We start from the raw sequence: 22,880 nt of genomic DNA, 5'->3' as shown, positions 1-22,880 counted from the left end.
CGCGCCGGTACCCCGCGACCGCTGCCGGCACCCGCGCCGCTCTCACGCCCGCACCCTGGCCGCCGCCGGCACTTCGGCCGCTCTCACACCGGTACCCCGCGACCGCTGCCGGCACCCGCGCCGCTCTCACGCCCGCACCCTGGCCGCCGCCGGTACTTCGGCCGCTCTCACGCCGGTACCCCGCGACCGCTGCCGGCACCCGCTCCGCCTACAGCCAGCCGGCGAACTCCAGCAGCAGCTCCGCGTCGCGGGCCCGGCCCACCCGGCGGGCCCGCAGCCCGGACTCCACCGCGCGGAACAGCGTCCAGCCGCGCAGCCGTTCCTGGTCCACCTCCAGCGACTCCGCGAGCCGTTTCACGCGCCGCCGGGTGGTCGCCGCCCCGGACGGCGAGGCGATCAGGTCCTCCACCCGGTCCCGGACCAGCCGGGCCAGGTCGAAGGCACACTCGCCGACCACCGGATCCGGCCCCACGGCCAGCCACGGCATCCGCTCACCGGACAGCACCTTGCTCTGCCGGAACGTGCCGTGCAGCAACCGGTGCTCGGGCGGCGCGGCGAGCAGCTCCGCACGCGCCGTGAGCGCCGCGTCGACCAGCGGGACCACCTCGGCGTCGGCACTCGCCCGCATCGCCTCCGCCTGCCGCCCGGTGCGCTCGGCCACCGTCTCGAACACCCGCCCGCCGGCGTCGTCGCCGTCGCCGGGCGGCTCGACCCACAGCCGTCGCAACGTGCCCGCCGCCTCCAGCAGCGCCTTGGCCTCCGGCAGTGACCGCACCGACACATCGGGATGCAGCCGCTCCAGCAGCAGCACCCCCTCCGTCACGGGCCCCTCCAGCAGCAGTACGGCACCCAGGCCGCCCCAGTGCGCGAGCGCCGCCCGCTCGGCCTCGGGCCGGGAACGGGGCGGGGCCAGCTTCAGCACGGCCGGGGTCCCGTCGGCGCACCGCACCAGCACCACCAGACTGCTGCGCCCACCCGGCACCTGCACCCGCTCGACGGTCAACCCGCGTAGAGAGACGGCCTGTCGGGCCGCCTCCGGCAGTTTCTCCAGCCAGTCGTCACCGTTCGGTGCCGTCTCACCGAGCGCCCTGACCAGACGCCGCGGCGGTTCGAAAGCCATGCGCGATCCGTCCCTTCCCTGCTCCTGGTCCCGCCCCGGTCCGCTCCGCCCCGGTCCGCTCCGCCGCGTGCCGTCGGCCCGCCGCCGGCCCCGCCGGTGCGCCTGTGCCCCCGTCCGCCGCCTTCCCGGCCTTCGCCGCCTCTGACGTGTGTCCTGACGCCTGCCGTCGCCTTCCGGTGCCTTCCGACGTCTTCCTGAAGTCTTCCGACGTCTTCCTGAAGTCTCCCGACGTGCCCGCCGCTGCGCGCGGCGATCAAGAGGTCGAGGCCGCCCGCCCCGCCTCCGTGGCCGACGGCCCGGCGCCGGTGACGGCCGGGTCCCCGGCCGTGACGGACCGCTCCGCGAGACCAGGGAAGGCTACGCTCCCGCCCCGCCAGCGCACCGCCCGCACCGCCGCCTCCCGCAGCGCCCCGGCCGCCTCCCGGCGCCGTGCGTCCCCGGTGGCCCGCACCAGGTCGGAGTAGACCCCGGCCACCCGCTCCTCCAGCTCGGCGGCGAGCCGCACCGCCGCGACCGAGTCCTCCACCGGGAACGGCAGGGCGTACGCGGCGCTCGCCGCGACCGGCTCCGCACCCAGGTCGCGCACCTCACGCGCCAGCGCGTCCCGCCGGGCCCGGTGCGCGTCGTACGCCGTCTGCGCCTCCGTGCGCCGCCCCTCGCGGACCCGGCCGCCGACGACCCCGTACCCATACACCGCCGCGTGCTCGGCGGCCAGCGCCGCCTGGAGCGCCGCCAGCTCCCCGCTGTCCCGGTCGTTCTTCCGCCCGCTCATCGGGCCCCCTCCGTCAGCAGGTACGCGTGCGCGGCACCGGCCGCCGCCACCGAGGCCAGCAACCGGGCCAGTTCGCCGGGCACGGCCGCCAGGGCGGCGAGCCGCTGATCGGCCAGCGTGCGCTCCGCCGCGGCGAGGCCGGCGAGCGCGTCGCCCTCGACCGGGGGAACGGCGGCCGGGGAGGACGCCCCGGAGGCCGACGCGGAAGGGGACGCGGGGGACGAGGCCGCGGCGGAGGAAGACGGGGAGGCCGAAGGGGAGGCCGGCTGCCCGGCGGCGCCCCCGAACGCCGTCATGTGCTCCACGACCTCCGCCCGCAGCGGCGCCAGCTGCCCCAGCAGCGTCGGATGGACGGAGAGGACGGCGTCGTACCGTGCCACCAGCCCCGCGCTGTCCCGCGCCGCACCCGCGCGTGCCCGCTCCGCGGCCGACGGGCCGCCGTCCGAGCCGTCCCCGCCGGAGTCGCCGTCCGAGGAGCAGCTCGCCAGCAGGGCGGCCCCGACGGCCGAGGCGAGCAGGGTTCTTCTGCGCGGACCCGAGAGGGTGCGCGGCGGCGGGGGGAACGGCACGGCAGACGTCCTCGGGGAACTCGTACGACAGAAACACCGATCACGGGTGGGCATGCCCGTGATCACCGTACCCGCGCACCCGCCCGGCACCACTCATCGGCACCGGCCCCACCCCGCCGGCCGCACGGCGCGCGCGGGGCGGCGCGGGCCCGCCCACGGTGGACGGCAACACCCCCCGCGACCGGATACCCTTTGACCAGACACGCGACCCATCCCACAACAGCACACGCGGCCGAGGAGTCACCCGGATGAGCACCACCCAGAGCGAGAGGCTGCGAGAACTGCTGGAACCGCTCGTCACCTCCCAGGGTCTGGATCTCGAAGAAATCGCCGTGGACTCCGTCGGACGCAAGCGCGTGCTGCGCGTCGTCGTCGACTCCGACAGCGGTGCCGACCTGGACCAGATCGCCGATGTGAGCCGCGCGCTCTCGGCGAAGCTCGACGAGACGGACGCGATGGGCGAGGGCGAGTACACCCTCGAGGTCGGCACCCCGGGCGCGGAGCGCGCCCTCACCGAACACCGCCACTACGTACGGGCCACCGACCGCCTGGTGCGGTTCCAGCTCCACGAGGACGGCGAACTCGTCGCCCGCATCCTCACCGTGGACGACGACGGCCTCGACGTCGAGGTACCGGGAGTGAAGGGCCGCAAGGCCACCACCCGCAGACTCGCCTTCGACGCCATCGACCGGGCCCGCGTCCAGGTCGAGTTCAGCCGCAAGGACAAGAAGGACATGAAGGAAGAGGAGGAGGCGTAGCCGTGGACATCGACATGAGCGCCCTGCGGGGCTTGGTGCGGGAGAAGGAGATCTCCTTCGACCTGCTGGTCGAGGCGATCGAGTCGGCCCTCCTCATCGCCTACCACCGCACCGAGGGAAGCCGCCGCCACGCGCGCGTGGAGCTGAACCGGGAGACCGGTCACGTGACCGTGTGGGCGAAGGAGGACCCCGAGGACCTCGAGGAGGGGCAGCAGCCCCGCGAGTTCGACGACACCCCGTCCGGGTTCGGCCGCATCGCCGCCACCACGGCCAAGCAGGTGATCCTCCAGCGGCTGCGCGACGCCGAGGACGACGCGACGCTCGGCGAGTACGCCGGCCGTGAGGGCGACATCGTCACCGGAGTGGTCCAGCAGGGCCGCGACCCGAAGAACGTGCTCGTCGACATCGGCAAGCTGGAGGCCATCCTGCCGGTGCAGGAGCAGGTCCCCGGCGAGACCTACTCGCACGGCCTGCGCCTGCGGTCGTACGTCGTCCGCGTGGCCAAGGGCGTGCGCGGACCGTCCGTGACGCTCTCGCGCACCCACCCCAACCTCGTGAAGAAGCTCTTCGCGCTGGAGGTGCCGGAGATCGCCGACGGGTCCGTCGAGATCGCCGCCATCGCCCGCGAGGCCGGCCACCGCACGAAGATCGCGGTCCGCTCCACCCGTTCGGGTCTGAACGCCAAGGGCGCCTGCATCGGCCCGATGGGCGGACGCGTGCGCAACGTCATGGGCGAACTGAACGGCGAGAAGATCGACATCGTCGACTGGTCGGACGACCCGGCCGAGATGGTGGCGAACGCGCTGTCACCCGCCCGGGTGTCGAAGGTCGAGGTCGTCGACATGGCGGCCCGCTCCGCCCGCGTGACCGTTCCGGACTACCAGCTGTCCCTGGCGATCGGCAAGGAAGGGCAGAACGCCCGGCTCGCCGCCCGTCTCACCGGCTGGCGAATCGACATCCGGCCGGACACGGAGCAGACCGGGGAATAGATCTCGGCCGGTGGCCGTTGAGATCACGACAGTTCTTGCGCGGTAACTGTGCGATTCCTGCCCCAAAGGGGTGGGGTCGCTACGGGGAGGTAGACTTAACTGTGTCTGGCCGGACGCACGCCCGAACATGCCCTGAGCGCACCTGCGTGGGGTGCCGGGAGCGGGCGGCCAAGACGGAGCTGCTGCGCATCGTGGCGGTCGAGGACGCCTGCGTCCCCGATCCTCGCGGTACGCTGCCCGGCCGGGGTGCGTACGTGCACCCCGCCCCGGTCTGTCTCGACCAGGCGGTACGCCGCCGAGCGTTCACCAGGGCTTTGCGCGCCCCGGGAGCGCTCGACACAAAGGCGTTGCGCCGGTACGTCGAGCAGACGACAGTTGCCGATCAGGTAACACCGTAAGAAGCGTCGCGCGGAACCCCCGTGCGGCTCTGGTACCCCGCGAGTTGGAAGTAGGTCGAGATTGCGATGAGCACTCGATGAGCACGCGATGAGTACGCCCATGAAGTAGCGACGGTCCGGACGCAACCCGGACCTCAAAGGAGCGAAGTGGCTAAGGTCCGGGTATACGAACTCGCCAAGGAGTTCGGTGTGGAGAGCAAGGTCGTCATGGCCAAGCTCCAGGAACTCGGTGAATTCGTCCGTTCGGCGTCTTCGACGATCGAAGCGCCTGTCGTACGCAAACTGACTGACGCCTTCCAGGGTGGCGGTGGCGGCAGGTCCGCCAAGCCCGGCGCCCCGCGCAAGGCTGCCCCCAAGCCCGCCGCGCCGTCCCCGGCGCAGGCGGCTCGTCCGGGTCCGGCCGCGCCGCGGCCGGCCGCCCCCAAGCCTCCGGCTGCCCCGCAGCCCGCGGCCCCGGCCGCCCCGGCCGCCTCGTCGGCGCCGTCGGCCCCCGCGCCGTCGGCGCCCGGCCCGCGTCCGGGTCCCCGGCCCGCGCCGCGTCCGGCCCCCGCCGCCCCGGAGTTCACCGCTCCGCCGTCGGCCCCGGCCGCGCCGAAGCCCGCCGGACAGGGTCCGCGCCCCGGCGCCCCCAGGCCCGGTGGCCGTCCCGGCCCCGGCCAGGGTCAGCAGCAGGGTGGTCAGGCCCCCCGTCCGGCCGCCGCGCAGGGTCAGCGCCCCGGTGGCGCCGGCGCACCGCGTCCGGGCGCCCGTCCGGCCGGTCCCCGTCCGGGCAACAACCCCTTCACCTCCGGCGGCAACGCCGGTATGGCCCGTCCGCAGGCCCCCCGTCCGCAGGGCGGCCCCGGCGGCCCGCGTCCCGGCGGCGCTCCGGGCGCCGGTCCCCGTCCCCAGGCCCCCGGTGGCCAGGGCGGCGGTCCGCGTCCGCAGGCTCCGGGCGGTCCGCGCCCGTCGCCGGCCGGTATGCCCCGCCCGCAGGGCGGCCCCGGCGGTCCGCGTCCCGGCGGCCCGCGTCCGAACCCCGGCATGATGCCGCAGCGCCCGGCTGCCGGCCCCCGCCCCGGCGGCGGCCCCGGCGGTCGCGGTCCCGGCGGCGGCGGTCGTCCCGGTGGCGGCGGCGGTCGTCCGGGCGGCGGCGGCGGCTTCGCCGGCCGTCCCGGTGGCGGTGGCGGCGGTTTCGCCGGTCGTCCCGGTGGTCCGGGTGCCGGTGGTGGCGGCGGCTTCGCCGGTCGTCCCGGTGGTCCGGGCGGTGGCGGCGGTGGCCGTCCCGGCTTCGGTGGTCGTCCCGGCGGTCCCGGTGGCCGCGGCGGCACGCAGGGTGCCTTCGGCCGTCCGGGTGGTCCCGCGCGCCGTGGCCGCAAGTCGAAGCGGCAGAGGCGCCAGGAGTACGAGGCCATGCAGGCCCCGTCGGTCGGCGGCGTGATGCTGCCTCGCGGCAATGGCGAGACCATTCGCCTGTCGCGCGGTGCGTCGCTCACCGACTTCGCGGAGAAGATCAACGCCAACCCGGCGTCGCTCGTCGCGGTCATGATGAACCTCGGCGAGATGGTCACCGCGACCCAGTCCGTCTCCGACGAGACCCTGGAACTCCTCGCCGGCGAGATGAACTACACGGTTCAGATCGTCAGCCCGGAGGAGGAGGACCGCGAGCTGCTCGAGTCCTTCGACATCGAGTTCGGCGAGGACGAGGGCGACGAGGAGGACCTGGTGGTCCGCCCGCCGGTCGTCACCGTCATGGGTCACGTCGACCACGGCAAGACCCGCCTGCTCGACGCCATCCGCAAGACGAACGTCATCGCGGGCGAGGCCGGTGGCATCACCCAGCACATCGGTGCCTACCAGGTCGCGACCGAGGTCAACGCCGAAGAGCGCAAGATCACCTTCATCGACACCCCGGGTCACGAGGCGTTCACCGCCATGCGTGCCCGTGGTGCGAAGTCGACCGACATCGCGATCCTGGTCGTCGCGGCCAACGACGGCGTCATGCCGCAGACGGTCGAGGCGCTCAACCACGCCAAGGCGGCCGACGTCCCGATCGTCGTCGCGGTCAACAAGATCGACGTCGAGGGCGCCGACCCGACCAAGGTGCGCGGTCAGCTGACCGAGTACGGCCTGGTGGCCGAGGAGTACGGCGGCGACACCATGTTCGTCGACATCTCCGCCAAGCAGGGCCTGCACATCGACTCGCTGCTGGAGGCCGTGATCCTCACGGCCGACGCCTCGCTCGACCTGCGGGCCAACCCGGCCCAGGACGCGCAGGGCATCTCGATCGAGTCCCGTCTCGACCGCGGCCGCGGTGCCGTGGCGACGGTCCTCGTCCAGCGAGGCACGCTGCGGGTCGGCGACACGATGGTCGTGGGCGACGCCTACGGTCGTGTGCGCGCCATGCTCGACGACAACGGCAACAACGTGGCCGAGGCCGGCCCGTCGACGCCGGTCCAGGTCCTGGGCCTGACCAACGTCCCGGGCGCGGGCGACAACTTCCTCGTCGTCGACGAGGACCGTACGGCCCGCCAGATCGCCGAGAAGCGTGCGGCCCGCGAGCGCAACGCGGCCTTCGCCAAGCGCACGCGCAGGTTCTCCCTGGAGAACCTGGACGCGGCTCTGAAGGCCGGCGAGGTCCAGCAGCTGAACCTGATCATCAAGGGTGACGCTTCCGGTTCCGTCGAGGCACTCGAGTCCTCGCTGCTCCAGCTGGACGTCGGCGAAGAGGTCGACATCCGCGTCCTGCACCGCGGCGTCGGTGCGGTCACGGAGTCCGACATCGACCTGGCGATGGGCTCGGACGCCATCGTGATCGGCTTCAACGTGCGCGCGGCCGGCCGTGCGCAGCAGATGGCCGAGCGCGAGGGCGTGGACGTCCGCTACTACTCGGTCATCTACCAGGCGATCGAGGAGATCGAGGCGGCCCTGAAGGGCATGCTGAAGCCGGAGTACGAGGAGGTCGAGCTCGGCACGGCGGAGATCCGCGAGATCTTCAAGTCGTCCAAGCTGGGCAACATCGCCGGTGTCCTCATCCGCTCGGGCGAGGTCAAGCGCAACACCAAGGCGCGCCTCATCCGCGACGGCAAGGTCATCGCGGAGAACCTCAACATCGAGGGCCTGCGTCGCTTCAAGGACGACGTCACCGAGATCCGCGAAGGGTTCGAGGGCGGTATCAACCTCGGCAACTTCAACGACATCAAGATCGACGACGTCATCGCGACGTACGAGATGCGGGAGAAGCCGCGGGTGTGACCACCCGAGGTGCGCGCCGGCCGGCAGGGTCCGTCCCTGCCAGCCGGCGCGCCGCCGTTCCCGGGGGCACCCGGAAACCCCGTCGAACCACCGCGGGTATCGTTGTACCGTTCCTGATGCCCTGTTCCACACGGCAGACGGGGCCATCGATCCCGTACCGGCGGGTGAACCGGCTACACACATGTACGTGGGGACTCTGTCCTTCGACCTGCTCCTCGGCGACGTCCGGTCGCTGAAGGAGAAGCGCTCCGTCGTCCGCCCCATCGTCGCCGAGCTCCAGCGCAAGTACGCGGTGAGCGCGGCCGAGGTGGACCACCAGGACCTGCACCGCCGGGCGGTCATCGGCCTGGCCATGGTGTCCGGCGACGCGGAGCACCTGACCGACGTACTGGACCGGTGCGAACGGCTGGTCGCCGGCCGCCCCGAAGTGGAGCTGCTGTCGGTCAGGCGCCGCTTCCACGGCGAAGACGACTGACCGACCAGACCAGAGAACGCAAGCAGAAGAAAGAACGGGAGACGGACCAGTGGCCGACAACGCGCGCGCCAAGAGGCTGGCGGACCTCATCCGAGAGGTGGTGGCCCAGAAGCTGCAGCGAGGGATCAAGGACCCGCGGCTCGGTTCCCACGTCACCATCACGGACACCCGGGTCACGGGTGACCTCAGGGAGGCGACCGTCTTCTACACCGTGTACGGGGACGACGAGGAGCGGAAGGCCGCCGCCGCCGGCCTGGAGAGCGCCAAGGGCATCCTGCGCTCGGAGGTCGGCCGCGCGGCCGGGGTGAAGTTCACGCCGACGCTGTCCTTCGTCGCCGACGCCCTGCCGGACAACGCCCGCACCATCGACGACCTCCTCGACAAGGCGCGCGCCGCCGACGAGAAGGTGCGCGAGGCGTCCGCGGGCGCCGCGTACGCCGCCGGCGCCGACCCGTACCGCAAGCCCGGTGACGACGAGACGGACGACACCGCCGAATGAACCGGAAGCACACCGCGCCCGACGGCCTCGTCATCGTCGACAAGCCGTCGGGCTTCACCTCGCACGACGTCGTGGCCAAGATGCGGGGCATCGCCAGGACCCGCCGCGTCGGGCACGCCGGCACCCTCGACCCGATGGCGACGGGCGTCCTCGTCCTCGGCATGGAGAAGGCGACCAAGCTCCTCGGGCACCTCGCCCTCACCGAGAAGGAGTACCTGGGGACCGTCCGGCTGGGCCAGAACACCGTGACGGACGACGCCGAGGGGGAGATCACCTCCTCCACCGACGCCTCCGCGGTCACCCGGGACGCCGTCGACGCCGGCATCGCCAAGCTGACCGGCGACATCATGCAGGTCCCGTCCAAGGTCAGCGCCATCAAGATCGACGGGGTGCGCTCCTACAAGCGGGCCCGCGAGGGCGAGGAGTTCGAGATCCCCGCCCGGCCGGTCACCATCTCCTCCTTCACGGTGTACGACGTCCGCGACGCCGTCGCCGAGGACGGCACCCCGGTGCTGGACCTGATCGTCTCCGTGGTCTGCTCGTCCGGCACCTACATCCGCGCCCTCGCCCGCGACCTGGGCGCCGACCTCGGCGTCGGCGGCCACCTCACCGCCCTGCGCCGCACCCGTGTCGGCCCGTACAAGCTGGACGCGGCCCGCACCCTGGACCAGCTCCAGAAGGAGCTGACGGTGATGCCGATCGCGGAGGCCGCCGCGGCGGCGTTCCCCCGCTGGGACGTGGACGCGCGGCGGGCCCGGCTGCTCACCAACGGCGTGCGGCTGGAGATGCCCGACGAGTACTCCGGCTCCGGCCCGGTGGCCGTCTTCGACCCCGAGGGACGGTTCCTGGCGCTGGTCGAGGAGCAGAAGGGCAAGGCGAAGAGCCTGGCCGTCCTCGGCTGAGCCACCGCCGGTACCGCCCGTGGAGCGGCCGGCACGGGGCCCTGCTCCGCCGCCGCTCCACGGTCCCCCCTCGGTTCCCCCACCCCTAGGGTGTGTCCGACGGCCCCCGTTCATTCACCCGTCCGGGCAGGCGCTCGGAGTGAACCCGGGGGTGTCAGGGGGCGCGTTCATTCCGCCGTCCGCCCGGGCGATCCCCCGTGCCTACCGTCGAACGGACACGCACGTGCGGTGGGAGGTACGACGATGGCGGAAAGGGACCCGCGAACCGACGACGGCCGTCACCCTTCCCCCGGTCCCGCCCCGCATCCGGCGTATCCGGCCGGTCCTCCGTACCGTTCTCCGTACCCTTCTCCGTACCCTTCTCCGGACCCGGCGGACCCGGCGGACCAGGCGGTCCCGGCGCATCCGGCGGACCTTGCGCATCCGGCAGAGCCGGCGCATCCCGCGGGATCTCCGTACCGTCCTCCGCGCCCGGTGGAACCGCCGTACCCGGCCGGTCCCGCGCATCCTGCCGCGCGGGTCCTCGACGCCTCCCTCGTCACTCTCCACGACCCGGCCGGCCGGCCGCGCGGTTGCGGCTTCGTCGCCGACCACCACGGCACGGTCGTCACCAGCCATGAGGCCGTCGACGGTCTCCACCGTCTCGTCCTGCACGTCGTCGGTGACCGAGATGACCCGGGGGACCGGGGGGTCCAAGGGGGCCAGGGGGTCCAGGGGTACCTGCAAGGCGACGAGCAAGGGGGCGTGGATGACCGCGGTGACTTGAGTGGCGGTGGTTGTGGCGGTGGTGGCGGTGGTGGTTGTGGCGGTGGTGGCTTCGGCGGTGGTGGCTTCGGCGGTGGTCGTGGTCGTGTGGTCACCGCCGACGCCGTCGCCCCGCTGCCGGAGCTCGGTCTGGCCCTCGTCCGCGCCGAGGGCCTCGTGGCCGACCCCCTGCCGGTCACCGTCCGGGACGGCGTCGCGACGGGCGCCCACGTCCGGCTGGCCGCCGGCTGCTGGCGCGAGGCGCGGGTGCTCGCCGCGACACCCGTGACGTACACGGCCACGGACCGGTGCCACTCCCTCGGCACCGCCCTGGACCTCGCGATCGGCACGGCGGGCCGGGACGCGCTGCGGCCCGGCGGGGGCGCCGCCGGCGGACCGGTGCTCGACGCCGCGACCGGGGCGGTCGTCGCCGTCCTGGGCACCGCCCTGCGCTCCGGCCGGCACGACGCCGCCTTCGCCGTGCCGCTGCGCCCGGCCCCGCCCGACGGCCCGCTCGCCGCGCTCCTCGCCCGCAACGCGGCGACGGTCCCCGCCTACGGCGCCGACCTCAACCTGGCCGGCGTCCTGGAACTCACCGCCACCTCGGTGGGCTCGGACGGCCCGCCCGCCGACCCCGCCGGACCGCCGGTCGAACGCGCCCTGCCGGCCCGGGAGTTCGCCGCGTTCACCACGAGCCCGGCGGCCGTCCTCGGCCTCGTCGGCGCCCCGGGCAGCGGCCGTACGACCGAACTCGCCGCGCTCGCCGCACGCCGCGGCCGGGGCACGGAACCGGCGCCCACCCTGTGGCTGCGCGGCGCGGACCTCCGGGACGACGACGGCTCGGTCGCCGACGCGGCCCGCCGGGCACTGCACCGCGCGGCCCGGATCGTGGCCGCGTCCCGTCCCGGCCTGAACCCCGGCGACCTCACGCCGGAGCGGGTGGCCCACCTCGCCGGCGCGGCCGGACGCCCCCTGCTGCTCCTGCTCGACGGCCCGGAGGAGATGCCTTCGGCCCTGGCCCACCGGCTGCGCGAGTGGACCGCCGGGACGGTGGCATGGCTGCGGGAGACGCGGACCCGGCTCGTGGTGGCCTGCCGGGCCGAGTACTGGGAGCAGGCCGGGGCGCACTTCCCGCCGGAGACGCTGTACGGCCGTACGACCCGGGCGTTCCCGCCCCGCGTCCCGCTCGGTGACCTCACCCCGGAGGAGGCCCGCGAGGCCCGCGCCCGATACGGCGTCCCCGACACCGCGCTCCACCCCTCGGACGCCCGGCACCCCCTCACCCTCCGCCTCTGCGCGGAACTCCGCGCCGCCCTGCCCGGCGCCGACGCCCCCGGCGCGCCCCTCGGCCGCGACGACGTCCTCGCCGCCCACCTCGACCTGATGTGCCTGCGCGTCGCGGTCCGGCTGGCCGCGGAGAACGGCCTGCGCGGCACCGCCGTACGCCGGCTCGCGGCGAAGGTGTCCGGCCAGGTCCACGAGGCCGCCCGGCGATGTCTCGGCCCGGGACAGGGGCAACTGGACCGGGCCTCCTTCGAGGCGGTGTTCCCGTGGGGGCCCGCCCCGGCCCGGCTCGGCGGCGGCACCGGCTGGGCGTCGGCGGTCCTCGCCGAGGGCCTCCTGGTACCGGCGGGCAGCGGCTACCGCTTCGCCCACGAGGAACTCGCCGACTGGATCCAGGGCGTCCACCTCGACCTCGAAGAGGCCCTGCGCGCCCTGGTCCACCACCACCGCACCTCGGACGGCGTCCCCGTGGTGCCCGTCCCGCGCGGCAGGGTTCAGGACGGCGCCCTCGCGTCGCCCGTCCCGCACCACCGCATCGGCCCCGTCGTCCAGGCACTGCTGCTCGTCGCCCGCCAGCACGGCACACCACGGCTCTCCCACCACCTCCGCGAGGTGACGGACGCCCTCGAAGCCGACCCGGACGTGTGGTGGGCCGCCCGACTGCTCGGCGAGACCCTGCTGCGCGTCCCGGACGCCACACCGTACGCCGACGTCCTGCGGCTGCTGGCCGACCGGCTCGCGGCCCGGCGCGGCCGGCCAGGCGGCCCTGCCGGGTTCGACCCCGACTTCTGGACCGCTCTGCCCCTGCCGGATCGGACCCGGCTGGACCTGCTGCGCCGCCTGGTCCTCGCCGACGCCGCCCCGCACGCCGCGGACCGGCCCCGTTACCTGGACGCCGTCGCCGGCCTGCTCACCGCCGACCCCGCCGCCGTACAGCCGCTGCTCACCCACTGGTTCGACGACGAGCGGCCGCTGCCCGCGACACCGCACGCCACCGTCGCGACGGCCGCGCAGGCACTGCTGCACACACATCGGCACCGGGCCCCGGACGACCTCACGGAAGCTCTGGTGGACTGCGCGCACCCGCGTGCCGACGAACTGCTCGCGGTGCTCGCGGAGGAGGAACCGGCCGCGCTGTGCCGGGCCGTGGACCGCTGGGCCCACGACGAGCGACCGGCCCGGCGGGCCGCGGCGCTGGTCTGCGCCCTGCGTGCCGCGCCCCACGTCCGCACCGCAGCCGACCGGGCGCTGCTGCGGTACGCGGCCCTCGCCCTGCTGGCCCGCCCCGCCGACCGCACCCTGCACGGCGGCGCGATCGCCCTCCTCGTACGGGACCCGCAGACCCGCGCCCGGCACCTGCCGCAGGCGCTGGAACGGTTCGCGTCGGGCGACCCGTGGCTGCCGCCGAGCACCCTGCTCACCGCCCTGACCACCCACCCCCAGCCGGTCCTGGACGCCGTCCGCGCCCGTCTGCGCGGCCCGCACCCGGAACCGGGCCGCCTGCTGGGCGCGCTAGCCGACACGGCCACGCCCGACCTGGCCGACCGGATCGTGGACCTCGTCCGGGAGACCGTGGAGCACCGGCCGGAGACCGCGGGCGAGGTGGCCGTGTCCGTCGACCGGCGCCTCGACCGGGGGCCGGCCGCCCGCGCCGTCCTGATCCCCCTGGTCACAGGGCTGCTGGAGAGCGGCCCCGAGCAGATGCGGGCCGCCCTGGCCACCGTCCTGGCCGCCCCCGGCGCGGGCCCGGAGTCCGGCTCCCTCCGCCGTGAGCTGCTGGAGCACCTCCTCGCGCACGAGCACCACCCCGCCGTCCTGGACGCCGTCCTGCACGCGGCCGCCGCCCTGCGCGGCGACGCCCTGCGCGTCCTCGTCCACCGCACCGGCCTCCTCCTCGTCCGCACCCCGGACGGCGCGACCCGCTTCGACCGCGGCGTGGTCGAGCTGGGCCGCCACGTCCCCGGCTTCGCCGCGCAGGTCGCGGGCTGGCTCGCCGAGGCCCCCGCGGAGTGGGCGCCGCTGATCGGCCCGGGCGCCCGCCGCACGATCGAGAACCTGGCAGGTGCCGCCGGGGTCCTGGCCTGAGCCCCCGGCGTGACTGCCGCGGCGCGACGGCCCCGGTGACACGGCACGGCACGGCACGGCAAGGCGGCGCGGGGCGGCGCGGCGTGGCGGCGCGGCGGGGCATGGCGTGGCGGCACGGCGGGGCGGCTACGGGTGGAAGAACGCCGGGGGCGGGGACGCGGGGACGTGGGCCGGATCACAGGCCCCATGCCGATGCGGGCCGACAAGACGCGGCATGGCACCCTTAGAGCTGCGTAAGCGGTCAACGGAAAACGCGGTCAACGGTAAACACGGACACGGGTTCGAGGAGCGGTCACAGTGCAGCGCTGGCGTGGCTTGGAGGACATCCCCCAGGACTGGGGGCGCAGCGTCGTCACCATCGGCTCCTACGACGGGGTGCACCGCGGCCACCAGCTGATCATCCAGCACGCCGTGGAACGCGCCCGCGAGCTGGGCGTGCCCACCGTCGTCGTCACCTTCGACCCGCACCCCAGCGAGGTGGTCCGCCCCGGCAGCCACCCGCCGCTGCTCGCCCCGCACCACCGCCGCGCCGAACTGATGGCCGAGCTGGGCGTGGACGCGGTCCTGATCCTGCCCTTCACGACCGAGTTCTCGAAGCTGTCCCCGGCCGAGTTCGTCGTCAAGGTCCTGGTCGACAAGCTGCACGCCAGGACGGTCGTCGAGGGCCCCAACTTCCGCTTCGGCCACAAGGCCGCCGGCAACGTGGACTTCCTGGCCGAGCAGGGCGAGGTCTACGACTTCGAGATCGAGGTCGTCGAGCTGCGCCTGACCGGCGAGGCGGGTGGTGGCGAGCCGTTCTCCTCGACGCTGACCCGGCGCCTGGTCGCCGAGGGCGACGTCGAGGGCGCCACCGAGATCCTGGGCCGCCCGCACCGCGTCGAGGGCGTGGTCGTACGCGGTGCCCAGCGCGGCCGGGAACTCGGCTTCCCCACCGCCAACGTGGAGACGCTCCCGCACACCGCGATCCCCGCCGACGGCGTCTACGCCGGCTGGCTGCACGCGGACGGCGAGGCGATGCCGGCCGCCATCTCCGTCGGCACCAACCCGCAGTTCGACGGCACCGAGCGCACGGTGGAGGCGTACGCCATCGACCGCGTCGGCCTCGACCTCTACGGCCTCCATGTCGCCGTCGACTTCCTCGCCTTCGTCCGCGGCCAGGCCAGGTTCGACACGCTCGAGGCGCTGCTGGAACAGATGGCGCAGGACGTCAAACGCTGCCGGGAGCTGATCGCGGCGGCGGAGTAACCCCCGCGGCCCACCCCACGAAAGGGCGGCCGGTGTCCTGGGACACCGGCCGCCCTTTGCTCGCGGCTACTGCTCGCGGCTACTGCTGCGGGGGCGGGGGCGGGGGAGCGGCCTGGCCCTCGGCGCCCTGCGGGTGCTGTGGCTGCGGGTGCTGTGGCTGCGGTGGCTGCTGCGGGTATCCGGCGGGCGGCTGACCGGGCTGCTGGTACGGCTGGCCGGGCTGCGGCGGGTAGGGCCCGCCCTGCTGCGGCACCTGCGGGTACGACTGGCCCTGGGGATACGGCTGGCCCTGGGGATACGGCTGACCCTGCGGGTACGGCTGCGGTGGGTACGGCTGGCCGGGCTGCTGCGGGTAGGGCTGCTCCGCCTGGGGCGGGTAGGGCTGGCCCGGCATGGGCTGGCCCGGCATCGGCGGGGCGGCGACCGGCGGCGGGTTGCCGTCGCTGGTCCACAGACCGTGCATCTGCTGGTGCCGGACGAAGTCCTCCGCCACCATCGCCGCGAGGTTGAAGTACGCCTCCCGCACCTTCGGCCGCATCATGTCGAGGTCGACCTCGGCACCGGCCGCGAGATGCTCGTCGAACGGCACGACGACGACGCCCCGGCACCGTGTCTCGAAGTGGCTGACGATGTCCTCCACCTTGATCATCTTGCCGGTCTCGCGGACACCCGAGATGACCGTGATGGACCGTGAGACGAGCTCGGCGTACCCGTGCGCGGACAGCCAGTCCAGCGTGGTGCTGGCGCTGCTCGCGCCGTCGACCGACGGGGTCGAGATGATGATGAGCTGGTCGGCGAGGTCGAGCACACCGCGCATCGCGCTGTAGAGCAGACCCGTGCCCGAGTCGGTCAGGATGACCGGGTACTGCTTGCCGAGCACGTCGATCGCGCGCCGGTAGTCCTCGTCGTTGAACGTCGTCGAGACGGCCGGGTCCACGTCGTTGGCGATGATCTCCAGCCCGGAGGGTGCCTGGGAGGTGAACCGCCGGATGTCCATGTACGAGTTGAGGTAAGGGATCGCCTGGACCAGGTCACGGATGGTGGCCCCGGTCTCCCGCCGCACACGGCGGCCGAGGGTGCCCGCGTCCGGGTTGGCGTCGATCGCGAGGATCTTGTCCTGCCGCTCGGTGGCCAGCGTGGAGCCGAGCGCGGTGGTCGTGGTCGTCTTGCCGACACCGCCCTTGAGGCTGATGACGGCGATGCGGTAGCACGACAGCACGGGCGTGCGGATGAGCTCCAACTTCCGCTGCCGCTCGGCCTCCTCCTTCTTGCCGCCGAGCTTGAACCGGCCGCCGCCGGCTGCCGGGCGGCTGCTCTTCGCCTTCTGCTTCTTGTTGTTGAGCAGCCGGTCGGAGGAGAGCTCCACGGCCGCCGTGTAACCCAGCGGGGCGGCACCCGGGTTGACCGGCTGCCGCTGGTCGTGCTGGATCGGCTGCGGCCAGGCGGCTCCGGTACGGGGGTCCATCGGGGGCTGCGGGACGTGGGGGTCCTGGGGCGCCTGTGCCTGCGGCTGCGGCTGTGCCTGGGGGGAGGCGTGTGGCGGCTGGTGGGGGACATGAGGTGCCCCGGGTGCCTGCTGGGGCTGACCGGCGAAGCCCTGGGGCGCTCCCGGAGGCGTTCCGTGGGGAGCGCCGGTGGGGGTGGTCTGCCCGTCGGCCTGCTGCGGGATCCCGGCGTGCGGCTGGGGTGCCGGGGGCACCTGGGCGGCCGGGGGCTGCGGGAAGCCGTAACCACCGGGCGAAGCAGGGGGCGTGGGCACGGGTCCGGCGGACGGCTGGGGGAAGCCGTATCCGGGCTGGGCGTTGGGGGCGGGGGGCTGGGGGAAGCCGTATCCGGGCTGAGTGTTGGGGGCGGGGGGCTGGGGGAAGCCGTATCCGGGCTGAGTGTTGGGGGCGGGGGGCTGGGGGAAGCCGTAGCCCGGCTGGGCGTTGGGAGCAGGGGGCTGCGGGAAGCCGTACCCCGGCTGGGCGTCGGGGGCAGGTGCCGGGTTCGGGACCTGCGGTTGCTGCTGAGCGGTAGGTGCCGGGGCCGGGGCCTGCGGAAAGCCGTACCCGGGCTGCGGGGCGGGCGCGGGCGCGGCCGGGCTCCAGGCGGGCGGCGCGGGCGGCTGCTGGGCCGCAGGGGCGGGCGCGGACGGGTCCGTCTGCTGGGGCTGGGGCTGGGGCTGGGGCTGCGCCTGCGGGTCCGGCTGGGCCGGCCACTGGGCCGCGGGGGCGGGCGCGGCCGGCTGGTACGACGGCGGCAGCGGCGGCACCTCGCTCTGCGGGGCCTGCGGAACGGTCCAGGCGGGCGGTGCCGGCGGTACGGCGGCCTGAGGCTGCGCTTCCTCCGCTTCCTCCGCTTGCTCCGCCTCCTCGGACGGCAATACGTCCTCGGAGCCCGGCTCCGCCGCAGCGGGCTCCTGCGGCCCGGCGGCGGACACCTCGGCGTCCGAGCCGTCGGCGTCTTTGGCCTCGCTCCCGGTTTTTGCGGCCACCGAGGTCTCACTCGACGAGTCGGCCTCGTCGGCGGAGACGGAGGACTCCGCTTCCGCGTCCGAGGGCTCCGCGCCATCGGTGGTGGCGTCGTCGGCCGCACCGTCTTCGGGTGCCCCGGCAGCCTCCGTCGAGGGTCCGGAGGCGTGGGCGGCTTCGGCGGTCTGGGCTGCTTCGGAGGCGGCATCGCCGTCCGCCGTGTCCGGCGCCGGCTGGGCCGCCGCCTGCTCCGCGATCTGATGCCTGAGCGCGACCGGCGAGAAGCGCATGGTGGCACCGCTCTCGAGGTCCCCGGTGGAGGTGTCGTCTTCCTCGGCGGCCGACGCACCCGTGGCGTCGCCCTGGCTGGGAAAGCCCGCGCTCGGCACCGGCTGCACCGGCTGAACTGGCGGCTGTGGCTGAACTGGCGGCTGTGGCTGCGGTTCGAATCCGCTGCCCTCCGGCAGCCTCGGCACGGCGCCGTGCCCTGCGGGAGGCGCGGGGTGCACAGGAGGCGCAGGGGGCGCGGGCGGAGTGAAAGGCGCCCCCGCAACAGGAGCCGCGGGCGGCGGGAACGGCGCCCCCGGTACAGCCGGAGGAGGCGGCGCGAACGGCCCACCGGGCGCCATGTTCGCCTGGACAGGCGAAGCTTGCCCCGGAACCGGACCACCGACCAGGAAATCACCACCCGGAGCACCCGGAGCACCCGGAGCACCCGGAGCACCCGGAGCACCCGGAGCACCCGGAGCACCCGTGGGCCCGGAGATGCGGGGGTCCATCCCCGCGCCGTCGCCCGGGGCCGCCGCAGGACCGGTCCCAGGACCCGGAGCCGTACCCCAACCGGGACCCGCTTCCGTTCCGCCCCCCGAAGCGCCTCCTGAGGCGTCTCCCGTTCCGTCCCGCGAACCGGTGTCGGAACCCGATCCCGACCCTCCGGCGTTCTGCGTGTACCAAGCCGGCGGCGCGTAGTCGATGGTGAACTCGCCCGTCATCTCGATGGAGGACTCCGCGTCGGGCTGGTCATCGCCGGGTGTGGCCCAGCCCCCGCGCATCCCGTCCCGGTCGCTGCTCACAGTTCCTCCTGGTGTGGTCGAGCACCCTCATGCCGTGCCGGGGCGACCGAGTTCCTTGTCGTCCGAAGTGGTTCGAGGCCGGCCGAGTTGTCCGAGGCAGGTCGTCCGACGCACAGGCCCTCCCCGGGTCGCCGACACCCACCCCACGGCTTCCGGTGCCGCGCCCCGCACCAGCCTAATCATCAGGTGCCCCGTCTCGGCAGGCCCGCCCGTCCCTCAGTACCAGTCCATCACGTCCACCACGGCCCTGTGCAAGCCACCTGCCCCGGACGACGGGCCGAGCGGAGAACCGCCGCCCGCAGAGCGGCAAACCGCTTTCCCCTAGCGGAAGCCGCCCTCCCTAGAGGAAGCCGCCCTCCGAGCGGAAGCCGCCCTCCCGAGCGACAAACTGCCGCCCGCCGGCCATCACCCGCGCACCACCACCCGCCGCGCGGTGCCCCGCCCCTCCACCAGCACCCCGCCCGCCTCAGTCCATCCGCCGAGGTCTGCCCAGCAGCCCGATCTCCGCGTCCGTCGGCTGCGTCATCACGTACTGCCGGTCGCGGTCGGTGCACCACAGCGTGAAGCCGTCGACGAGGGTGGGCAGCGCCTCCACGTTCTCCCGGGGCAGCGTCAGGGCGCGGCCCAGTTCCGCGGCTTCGTCCGGCGAGATCCGCTGCACCCCGACGAGCCGGGCCTGCCGGATGAGGCGCGGCGCCACCGGGCTGAGGTACGGCAGCAGCGTCAGCACGGCCTGCCAGGGCCCGGACGCCACCCGTCCGCGCGGCGGACGCATACCGCAGTCCCGCACCACCAGTACGGGCGTTCCCGCGGAGGCGCCCTGCGGAGGCACCCGGCCGACCTCGTACACCGCGAGACCGTTCTGCCCGCCGCCCATGGCGTGCACCATCTGCGCCCAGGCCTGCGGACGCCCCGTCTCCACGGCCACCCGGGCCCCGGTCGCCGCCGCTCTCAGCGCGAGGACCTGCGCGGTCCACAGACCACCGATGAGGACGACGTCGTACGGCGTGGGCCGGTTGAGGCCCAGCACGGCGGGCCGACCCTCGGCATCGACACCGATGACGACCCCGTCGTCGCCTATGGGCAGCGCGAGCGAGGCCAGTTGTTCCACGGTCGACGAGTGGCGGCCGTGCCGCGGGCCGACGAGGCCGAAGCCGCTGCGCAGCGCCCGTACCGCCCGCCGGCCCGCGGAGGGCTCCGGCCGGCCTGCGGTGGTGGCCGCCCCGGTCGTCATCGCCGTCACCGAACACCTCCGAGGGGCAGAGTGGCCAGGATGCCGGGCACCTGTTCCCGGTCGAGGCGGACGAGGCCCGCGCCGGTGTGCCGGGCCGCGCCCTGCACCGCGCGCCGGGCCGCCACGAGTTCGTCGTCGCTGCGGCCCGTCACCCGGATGTGGCCGCTCAGGGACACCTCCTGCCGGTCACCGCGCGCGAGGGCGACGCTGAACGTCGTGGCGAGCGCGGGAACCGACGTGACCAGGGCGACGAACTGCGGCAGGGACGGCGCGTTGCCGCCGCCCAGCGAGGGCCATCGCCGTAGCCAGTACGTCGTGTGCCGGCGATTGTCGCAGCGCCAGCTCCGGCCGGACTCCTCCGTCCGCCGCTCCACCGCCCCGGTCCGACCGGCCTCCGCCGTGATCAGTGGGTTGGCGCAGGTCGACGTGGCGATGGCGGCCGTCAGCTGCTCCTCGTCGAGGAGGGACGCGCGGAACCCGGCCCCCGTGAGCCGGCTCGCGAGGTGGTCGGCGGCCCGCACCACGCACTTCTGGGCGCCGACGAGACCGCCCCCGCGCGCGGCCACCGCCTCCGGACACAGCTCCGGGTCCAGCTTCAACGCGATCCACGTGATGCGTACGGCCGGAGCGCCGGTCTGCTCCTGCAAGGGCGCGTAGTTGGCCACGGCCACGGACTGCGGGGGCAGATGCAGCGCGGGCGCGGGCTGGGTGTGCAGCACGATCTGCGCGGACTCCAGGCGGATCCCGTCCACGTCCAGCGCGTCGTGCACCAGGGCGAGCGGCAGCGGCTGCCGGTTGCGCTCGGCCCGCAGGGCGGTCGCGTCCGCCTCCACCAGGAGCACGGCGGTGACGAACGAGCCGTCCCCGACGATCCCGACGGGCCGCCGGTCACGGCCGCCGTAGGTGTACGTCCGCAGGCTGGGGTCGCACTCCAGGGCCGGTGCGAAGCCCGGTTCGGTCCCGGGCGGTATCTCCAGGGCCGCGGCCACTCGCTGCCGGGCCTTCAACGCCCGTGCCGTGGCCAGCCATTCCGGCAGGGAGCGGCCGCGCCGGCGGGCCACGGAGAGAACCACCAGTACGACGGCGACGGCCCCCGCCACCGCGAGACCGACCGGGCCGACCGCCCAGCCGACGAGCAGCACGGCGGCCGCGATCTCCCACAGGACCAGGCGTTGCAGGCGGAATGCCCCGGCCTGTCCCGAACGCGCCCTGAGCTGGGGCGCCCCCGCCGCCGACGCACGCTGAGGTGTGTGCGGCCGGGGCGCCGAAGAGCCCCGCGCCCGTGACCGGCCGGAGCGCTCACGCGTTCCCGAAGCCATCACCCGATCCCCCCGTTTCGCTCACGACTCGTCCGTGTTTCCGCACCGCACAGGGCACTTGACGGCCCGGGAACCCTACCCGCTCCCCAAATCCCCGCGGACACCAGGCATAGTAGGGGGCCGCTCTGACATCGGGGGCGGGGAGCTGGCCCCGCGAGTGCGGCCAGGACGGGAAACGGGGAGAGACACAGACAGATGGCATCCCGGCGCGATCAGCTCAATGCCTACACCTTCGCGAAGCGCCGTACCCTCGCGGCCTTCCTGCAGTCGTCGACCGACGGTTCGGAGGAGGGGGCGCCGAGACCGCTGCGCGCGGTTGTGCCCAGCGTCATCGTGGGGGTGATCGTGATGGCCGTCTTCGGGGCGTGGGGCATGCTCAAGCCGACCGCGCCGACGGGCTGGGACACCCCCAACGCCAAGGTGATCGTGGCCAGCGATTCGACCACGCGCTACGTCGTGCTCAAGACCGACGGCCAGGTCCAGCTGCACCCGGTCCTCAACATGGCCTCCGCCAAGCTGCTCCTCGACGCGGGGGAGGGCGATGTCGTCACCGTCGCCGAGTCCGTCCTCGACAACGGCGACATCCCGCACGGAGTCACCATCGGCATCCCGTACGCCCCCGACCGGCTGCCCTCGGCGTCCGAGGCGAGCACCGCGAAACGCTGGGTGGTCTGCGAGCGCCCGGGCGCGGGCGGCGGCGACTCCGTCCAGAAGGCCGCCCTGGTGCTCTCCACCCGCGACATGAAGGTCACCGACGGCAAGGGCCGCCTCACCGGCGGCCAGCTGCTCTACGTGGCGGACCCCGACGGCAAGCGCTACGTCGTCGACGCGGACGGCAGAGCGTACGCCGTCGACGCGAGCGACGAACTGCTGCTGCGCGCCCTGGTCGGCTCGGGCCGGCAGCCGCAGCGGGTGTCCGCGGAGTGGCTGGCGACCCTGCACCAGGGCGACGCCATCACCTTCCCCGGCATCGACGGGCAGCCGGGCACCGCGGCCGGCGCGCCGGGCCGGCTGGACGACTCGGCCAACAGGGTCGGCATGGTCCTCAAGGCGTTCGACAACAACACGGAGCAGTACTACGTCGTGCTGCCCGGCCAAGTCGCCCCCGTCTCCGCCTTCGTCGCCCAGCTGCTGCTGTTCAGCGAGGAGCTCGCCGGGCTCGACCAGGCCGGGCAGGCCCGTGAGGTCAGCCCCGGCGCGATCGTCCCTGGCAAGGAGTTCGGCACCGAGCACCGCTGGCCGACCGGGGACCCCACGCCCGTCAACGAGGCGTCGACGGCCTCCGGCAGCCGCAGCACGGTCTGCAACGTCCTGCGCGGAGTGAACGCCGACACCGGCGCCACCACCCTGAGCACCTGGGTGGGCACGGACTTCCCGGAGAAACTGCCGTCCGGTTCCTCCAGCGCCTACGTCACACCGGGCTCCGGCCAGCTCTACCGCCAGTTCCAGGGGCAGGCGACCAAGGACGGCCCCGTCTTCCTCGTCACCGACACCGGCCTGCGCTACGTCCTGCAGTCCAACGCCGACAGCGCCACGGACGACGCGGGCATCGGCACGACGGCCAAGGAGCGCGAGCAACTCCAGCAGGAGGCCCAGCAGGCCCAGACGCGCCTCGGCTACAAGGACGTGGACGCCGCGCCGATCCCCACCGCGTGGTCGGAGTTCCTGCCCACGGGCCCGCGTCTGTCGACGGCCGCGGCACGCCAGCCGCAGGGCTCGTGAGGAGG

16 protein-coding genes are annotated in these 22,880 nt (G+C 74.4%); 10 read left to right on the top strand and 6 right to left on the bottom strand.

Features of this window, described 5'->3' with window-relative positions; genetic code table 11:
* Nucleotides 1-208: 208 nt before the first annotated feature.
* The 3 genes from ACIP67_RS14250 to ACIP67_RS14240 all read right to left on the bottom strand — a co-directional run bounded on the left by ACIP67_RS14250 (nt 209) and on the right by ACIP67_RS14240 (nt 2,461).
* Entirely contained in the window at nt 209-1,120 is a 912-nt protein-coding gene (locus ACIP67_RS14250) for an aminoglycoside phosphotransferase family protein (RefSeq protein WP_401691660.1), read from the bottom strand.
* Nucleotides 1,121-1,373: 253 nt separating this feature from the next.
* Entirely contained in the window at nt 1,374-1,892 is a 519-nt protein-coding gene (locus ACIP67_RS14245) for a ferritin-like domain-containing protein (RefSeq protein ID WP_401691659.1), read from the bottom strand.
* Nucleotides 1,889-2,461, bottom strand: coding sequence for a hypothetical protein (locus ACIP67_RS14240; RefSeq protein WP_401691657.1), 573 nt, complete (start codon nt 2,459-2,461; stop codon nt 1,889-1,891). The genes ACIP67_RS14245 and ACIP67_RS14240 overlap by 4 nt, the downstream gene beginning before the upstream one ends.
* Before the next feature lie 248 nt (nt 2,462-2,709).
* Between ACIP67_RS14240 and rimP the strand changes: the two genes are divergently transcribed.
* From rimP to ACIP67_RS14195, 9 genes are all read left to right on the top strand, one after another.
* A complete protein-coding gene (gene rimP, locus ACIP67_RS14235) occupies nt 2,710-3,219 on the top strand; it encodes a ribosome maturation factor RimP (RefSeq protein ID WP_389520140.1) in 510 nt (169 codons plus the stop codon).
* Between the two features lie 2 nt (nt 3,220-3,221).
* Nucleotides 3,222-4,208 (top strand): transcription termination factor NusA, encoded by a 987-nt coding sequence (gene nusA / locus ACIP67_RS14230; protein ID WP_401691655.1) that lies wholly within the window; start codon nt 3,222-3,224, stop codon nt 4,206-4,208.
* Nucleotides 4,209-4,309: 101 nt separating this feature from the next.
* Complete coding sequence (locus tag ACIP67_RS14225; protein WP_389520136.1) at nt 4,310-4,606, top strand: YlxR family protein; 297 nt, start codon at nt 4,310-4,312, stop codon at nt 4,604-4,606.
* Nucleotides 4,607-4,753: 147 nt separating this feature from the next.
* On the top strand, nt 4,754-7,840 hold the full coding sequence (infB, locus tag ACIP67_RS14220) for a translation initiation factor IF-2 (protein WP_401691653.1): 3,087 nt from the start codon (nt 4,754-4,756) through the stop codon (nt 7,838-7,840).
* Between the two features lie 181 nt (nt 7,841-8,021).
* On the top strand, nt 8,022-8,315 hold the full coding sequence (locus ACIP67_RS14215; RefSeq protein ID WP_385075136.1) for a DUF503 domain-containing protein: 294 nt from the start codon (nt 8,022-8,024) through the stop codon (nt 8,313-8,315).
* 49 nt (nt 8,316-8,364) lie between these two features.
* A complete protein-coding gene (gene rbfA, locus ACIP67_RS14210; RefSeq protein WP_401691650.1) occupies nt 8,365-8,814 on the top strand; it encodes a 30S ribosome-binding factor RbfA in 450 nt (149 codons plus the stop codon).
* Nucleotides 8,811-9,716: a tRNA pseudouridine(55) synthase TruB gene (truB, locus tag ACIP67_RS14205; RefSeq protein WP_401691648.1), complete on the top strand. Its 906-nt coding sequence runs from the start codon at nt 8,811-8,813 to the stop codon at nt 9,714-9,716. The genes rbfA and truB overlap by 4 nt, the downstream gene beginning before the upstream one ends.
* Nucleotides 9,717-10,190: 474 nt before the next feature.
* A complete protein-coding gene (locus ACIP67_RS14200; protein WP_401691646.1) occupies nt 10,191-13,829 on the top strand; it encodes a serine protease in 3,639 nt (1,212 codons plus the stop codon).
* 297 nt (nt 13,830-14,126) lie between these two features.
* On the top strand, nt 14,127-15,074 hold the full coding sequence (locus tag ACIP67_RS14195) for a bifunctional riboflavin kinase/FAD synthetase (RefSeq protein WP_401691644.1): 948 nt from the start codon (nt 14,127-14,129) through the stop codon (nt 15,072-15,074).
* 79 nt (nt 15,075-15,153) lie between these two features.
* Here the strand turns inward: ACIP67_RS14195 and ACIP67_RS14190 are convergent, their stop codons facing one another.
* The 3 genes from ACIP67_RS14190 to eccE all read right to left on the bottom strand — a co-directional run bounded on the left by ACIP67_RS14190 (nt 15,154) and on the right by eccE (nt 21,153).
* Entirely contained in the window at nt 15,154-18,600 is a 3,447-nt protein-coding gene (locus ACIP67_RS14190; RefSeq protein ID WP_401691642.1) for an SCO5717 family growth-regulating ATPase, read from the bottom strand.
* 466 nt (nt 18,601-19,066) lie between these two features.
* Nucleotides 19,067-19,834: a hypothetical protein gene (locus ACIP67_RS14185; protein ID WP_401691640.1), complete on the bottom strand. Its 768-nt coding sequence runs from the start codon at nt 19,832-19,834 to the stop codon at nt 19,067-19,069.
* 5 nt (nt 19,835-19,839) lie between these two features.
* A complete protein-coding gene (eccE, locus tag ACIP67_RS14180) occupies nt 19,840-21,153 on the bottom strand; it encodes a type VII secretion protein EccE (RefSeq protein WP_401691638.1) in 1,314 nt (437 codons plus the stop codon).
* Between the two features lie 195 nt (nt 21,154-21,348).
* On the opposite strand from eccE, the gene eccB reads away from it, so the two are divergent.
* On the top strand, nt 21,349-22,875 hold the full coding sequence (eccB, locus tag ACIP67_RS14175; RefSeq protein WP_401691636.1) for a type VII secretion protein EccB: 1,527 nt from the start codon (nt 21,349-21,351) through the stop codon (nt 22,873-22,875).
* Nucleotides 22,876-22,880: the final 5 nt, after the last annotated feature.

The organism is Streptomyces sp. NPDC088812, from assembly GCF_044750285.1.
Lineage (GTDB): Bacteria > Actinomycetota > Actinomycetes > Streptomycetales > Streptomycetaceae > Streptomyces.
The sequence above is the reverse complement of the archived record's forward strand: the minus strand, read 5'-3'. Positions and strand labels throughout refer to the sequence as shown.